Consider the following 4,489-nt stretch of genomic DNA (forward strand, 5'->3'; position numbering starts at 1 on the left):
CCAAGGCCCAATCGATGCCCAACGACAATATCGACCGCGCCATCAAAAAGGGCACCGGCGAGCTGGGCGGAGCGCAATTGGAAGCGGTGGTGTACGAGGGCTACGGGCCGGGCGGAGTGGCGATTATTACTGAAGCTTTTACCGACAACCGCAATCGCACGGTGGCCGAGGTGCGCTCGATCTTTACCCGCCATGGTGGTGCCTTGGGCGAGGCCGGATGCGTGAGTTGGATGTTCAAGAAGCGCGGCACGCTGAGCGTGGAACGGCAGGCGGTGGACGAAGATCGGCTGATCGAGCTCAGTTTGGAGGCGGGCGCCGACGACGTCAGTATCGATGATCCCGAGGTTTATGAAATCACCACCAGCCCTGAGGCCTACACTAGCGTGCGCGAGGCGCTGGAGCGAGCCAACATCCCAATTGCCGACGGCGAAGTCGGGCTAGTGGCCGAGAACACGGTGCACGTCACCGGCCGCCACGCCGAGCAGGTGCTGAAGTTGTTGGAAGAGTTGGAAGACCATGACGACGTGCAGAGCGTGGCTTCCAACTTCGAGATGGACGCCGAGGAAATGGCGCAATTTTCCGCCGCTTAGGCGGCGGCGCAGCGGCGTACCGCTACGGAGCGGCGGGCAGCCTAACGCAGTCTGGGAGGGGCGGATGCGGGTGATCGGAGTGGATCCGGGCAGCGTGGTTACCGGTTATGGGTTGGTGCGGGGCGAGCAGGGGCGTTTGAGCTTCATTGCTGCAGGCGTCATTCGCAACTCGCCTTCCCTTGGGTATGGCGACAAGCTGCTCAACATTTATCAGCATCTATGCGCTTTGATTCGCAAGCATGCGCCTGACGCGATGAGTCTGGAGCGCAGCTTCGTGGCCAGCAACGTGCAAAGCGCGTTTCGCCTGGGTGAGGTCCGCGCTCTGGCGCTGCTGGCCGCTGCCAGTTGCGAGTTGCCGCTGTTCGAATACGCTCCCGCCCAGGTCAAGCTGGCGGTGGCCAGCCATGGCCGCGCCGATAAGGCCCAGGTCAAGTTCATGGTACGCCGCGCCCTGCAACTGGATGACGAGATGGCGCTGACCGACGATGCCGCCGATGCTCTCGCCCTGGCCATGTGTCATCTGGGGCGCACGCGCTGGGGTGCGTTGGCTACCAGCCGGCGGCGCAAACCTCTGCGTGTGGAGCTGCAATGATCGCGACCATTCACGGCAAGCTTCAGCTTCGCGCCCCCGATCGCGTGATCGTGGAAACCGCCGGGGTGGGCTACGAGCTGTTGATCCCGCTGAGCACCTACCATCGCTTGCCTGCCGTCGGTGGACCGGTCCTGTTGGAGGTGCGTCAGGTTATCCGCGAGGATTCCTGGCAGCTATACGGCTTTCTCAGCAGCGGGGAAAAGCGCGCCTTCGACCTGCTCATGGGGGTGCAACATGTGGGCCCCAAGCTGGCGTTGGCGATACTCTCCAATCTGGCTCCCGACGAACTGGTGGCGGCGATCGGACGCGAGGATGCGGCGCGGCTGGAAGCGGTCAAGGGAGTAGGTGCCAAGGTGGCCGAGCGCATCGTGCGCGAACTGCGCGACAAGGCGTCCGAACTGCGCGCCATCGCGCCCCTGCCCGCGGTGGGCCACAGCGGCGGCCTGCTGGAGGACGCCTTGTCGGCCCTCATCAACCTGGGCTATCGTCCGGCCCAAGCCAAAGCGGCTTTGGAAAGCGTGGCTCCCGCTGCTACCGATCCCGGCGAGGAGTTGGAACCACTCCTGCGCAAGGCCTTGGCGGTGTTGGCCGGTGAGCGCTGAGGGACCCAAGGGGCGCGCCGCGCCGCTGGCGCGCGCCAGTCACGGCGAAGAGGACGAGACGCTTGACCTTTCGCTGCGTCCCCGCCTGCTGAGCGACTTCATCGGCCAAGAGCGGCTCAAGAAAGTTCTAGGACTCTCTATCCAGGCCACCCGCGCCCGCGGCGACGTGCTTGACCACGTGCTGCTGTCGGGGCCGCCCGGCCTGGGCAAGACCTCGCTGGCCCAAATAATCGCGCGCGAGCTGGGAGTTAACTTTCGCCAGACCTCGGGGCCCACCATCGAACGCGCTGGCGATTTGGTCGCGCTGGTAGCCGACCTCAACCGCGGCGACGTTCTGTTTATTGATGAGATTCATCGGCTGGCCAAGCCGGCCGAGGAGATCCTTTATCCGGCGATGGAAGACTTCACCCTCCATATCATGGTGGGCAAAGGGCCGGGGGCGCGGGCGATGCCACTGGCGGTCAAGCCGTTCACCCTGATCGGCGCGACCACTCGCTCGGGGATGCTCAGCTCGCCGCTGCGCGATCGCTTCGGCCAGCATTTCCATCTTGAGTTCTACCAAACTGCCGATTTGGCCGAAATCGTTCGCCGCTCGGCGGGGCTGCTCAAGGTCGCGATCGATTCTCAGGGCGCGGCGGAGTTGGCCGCGCGTTCGCGCGGCACGCCGCGGATTGCCAATCGACTGCTGCGGCGGGTCCGTGATTATGCCCAGGTCGTCGGCGCGGCAACAATTACGCCGCAGGTCGCGTTGGGCTGCTTGGAGCTGCTGGAGATCGACGGTTGCGGCTTCGATCAGATGGATCGCGCCATCTTGCTGGCGATTATCGAGAAGTTTGGCGGCGGGCCGGTGGGCGTGGACAGTCTGGCCGCGGCGATCGGCGAGGAGCGCGACACTATCGAAGAGGTTTACGAGCCGTACCTCTTGCAAGAGGGTTTTATCGCGCGCACCGCCAAGGGGCGAATGGCGACGACGCGCGCCTATCAGCATCTGGGGCGTACCCGCCAGGGCAGCCTGCTTTAGCCGGTTGCGTGAAACTCGAGTTGCGAGACCGCTGGCACGCTGGTGGCTGGGCGCGAGCTACGTGTAAAAGCCGGCTTCCCAAGGGAGATGGGGGGAGAAGGTGGCCCGCGGAGCCTGTAAGCCGATCCGGCTAGCGGCGGCCGGCGACGCGCCGGTCGGGTAGCGCGCCCTCGGCGCTTATCGCGTGGGGTGCGACATGAAACAGGCTAGTAAGGCGGCGAATCACCAAATAAAAGACCGGCGTCAGAAAAACGCCAAAGAAAGTCACTCCCAGCATCCCGAAAAATACCACCGTGCCTAAGGCCTGACGCATTTCGGCCCCCGCTCCGCTGGCGGTGATCAGTGGGATGACGCCAAAGACGAAGGCGAAGCTGGTCATGAGGATCGGCCGCAGGCGCAGGGTGGCGGCCTCGACCACGGCATCGGCGGGATGGATGCCGGGATGGTGCTCCTCCTGCTGCTTGGCGAACTCCACGATCAGCACCGCGTTTTTGACGCTCATCCCGGCCAGCACCACGAAGCCTATCTGAGTGAAGATGTTGTTTTCCAGATGCCGGGCCCATACCGCGCTTATCCCGCACAACAGGCACATCGGAACGATCAGAATGATCGCGGTGGAGAGCGCGAAGCTCTCATACTCGGCCGAGTGCGTCAGCCACACGAACAGCACGCACAGGGGGAAAATCAGAAAGGCCATCCCGCTGGCAGCCTTCTCCTGAAAGGCCAGATCGGTCCAGTCGAAGCCGTACTGGCGGGGTAAAATGGCGTTAGCCTCTTGTTCCATCGCGGCCAGCGCTTGGCCGCTGCTGTAGCCGGGCGCCGCGGCGCCCTCGATATCGGCGGCGGTGTAGAGATCATAGCGTTGCAGTCGATCGGGCCCGGCCATCGGTTGGAGTTGAGCCACGGCCCCCAGCGGCACCATCTGGCCAGCCGCGTTGCGGGTTTCCAGGCGAGCCACCTGCGCCGGAGTCGCGCGGTAGGGCGCATCGGCTTGTGCCATCACATGCCAAGTACGGCCCAGGTAGTTGAAGTCGTTGATATAGAAGCCGCCCAAATAGACCTGCAGGGCCTGGAACACGTCGCTGACCGAAACGTTTTGTTTCTTAGCTTTGACTCGGTCCACGTTGGCATAAAGTTGCGGCACGCTGGCGCGGAAAGTCGTGAACAGGAAGCTGAGTTCGGGTCGTTTGCGGGCGGCGGCGATGAGCCGCTGAGTAGCTTCCTGAAGCTGTTGAGGGGTTGCGCTGCCGGAACGATCCTCGACTTCCATCGTAAACCCGCCAGCGTTTCCCAAGCCCATTACCGGCGGTGGCAGCAAGACGATCGATTGGCCGCCAATCACGCTGTGATATTTGCGGGTCAGGCGGTTGGCGATCGCCAGCGCGCTCAGGTCGGCTCGCCCTGCGCGCTGCGAGAAAGGAATCAACCGCAGGAACAACAAGCCAGCGGCCGAGGAATTGGCTCGACTCAAGACCGAGAAGCCAGAGATCGCAAAGGACTCGTCGATACCGCGGGTCTGCATCGCCAGCGCCGACAGATGGCGCATTACGGCGTCGGTGCGTTGCAACGAGGAGGCGTCGGGCATCTGCACGTTGACCAGCAGGAAGCCCTGATCCTGGGTCGGGATGTAGCCGGTAGGGACCAGGTTGAACATTGTGTAGGTGAGATAAACCAGTCCGCCGTA

At 63.6% G+C, this 4,489-nt stretch carries 5 protein-coding genes; 4 read left to right on the forward strand and 1 reads right to left on the reverse strand.

Annotated elements, in window-relative coordinates:
- From VKV28_12200 to ruvB, 4 genes are all read left to right on the forward strand, one after another.
- On the forward strand, positions 1-590 hold a 590-nt coding region (locus VKV28_12200; protein HLH77559.1), incomplete at its 5' end, for a YebC/PmpR family DNA-binding transcriptional regulator.
- A gap of 64 nt (positions 591-654) precedes the next feature.
- Positions 655-1,182 carry a crossover junction endodeoxyribonuclease RuvC gene (ruvC, locus tag VKV28_12205; protein ID HLH77560.1) on the forward strand — a complete coding sequence of 176 codons (528 nt, stop codon included), beginning with the start codon at positions 655-657 and terminating at the stop codon, positions 1,180-1,182.
- Positions 1,179-1,784 (forward strand): Holliday junction branch migration protein RuvA, encoded by a 606-nt coding sequence (gene ruvA / locus VKV28_12210; protein HLH77561.1) that lies wholly within the window; start codon positions 1,179-1,181, stop codon positions 1,782-1,784. Before ruvC ends, ruvA begins: the two co-directional genes overlap by 4 nt.
- Positions 1,774-2,805 (forward strand): Holliday junction branch migration DNA helicase RuvB, encoded by a 1,032-nt coding sequence (gene ruvB, locus VKV28_12215; GenBank protein ID HLH77562.1) that lies wholly within the window; start codon positions 1,774-1,776, stop codon positions 2,803-2,805. Before ruvA ends, ruvB begins: the two co-directional genes overlap by 11 nt.
- Positions 2,806-2,935: 130 nt before the next feature.
- Here the strand turns inward: ruvB and VKV28_12220 are convergent.
- Positions 2,936-4,489, reverse strand: a 1,554-nt coding sequence (locus VKV28_12220) for an efflux RND transporter permease subunit (GenBank protein HLH77563.1), incomplete at its 5' end; no start/stop codon positions are given.

The sequence above is a fragment of the Candidatus Binataceae bacterium genome (assembly GCA_035294265.1).
Lineage (GTDB): Bacteria > Desulfobacterota > Binatia > Binatales > Binataceae > DATGLK01.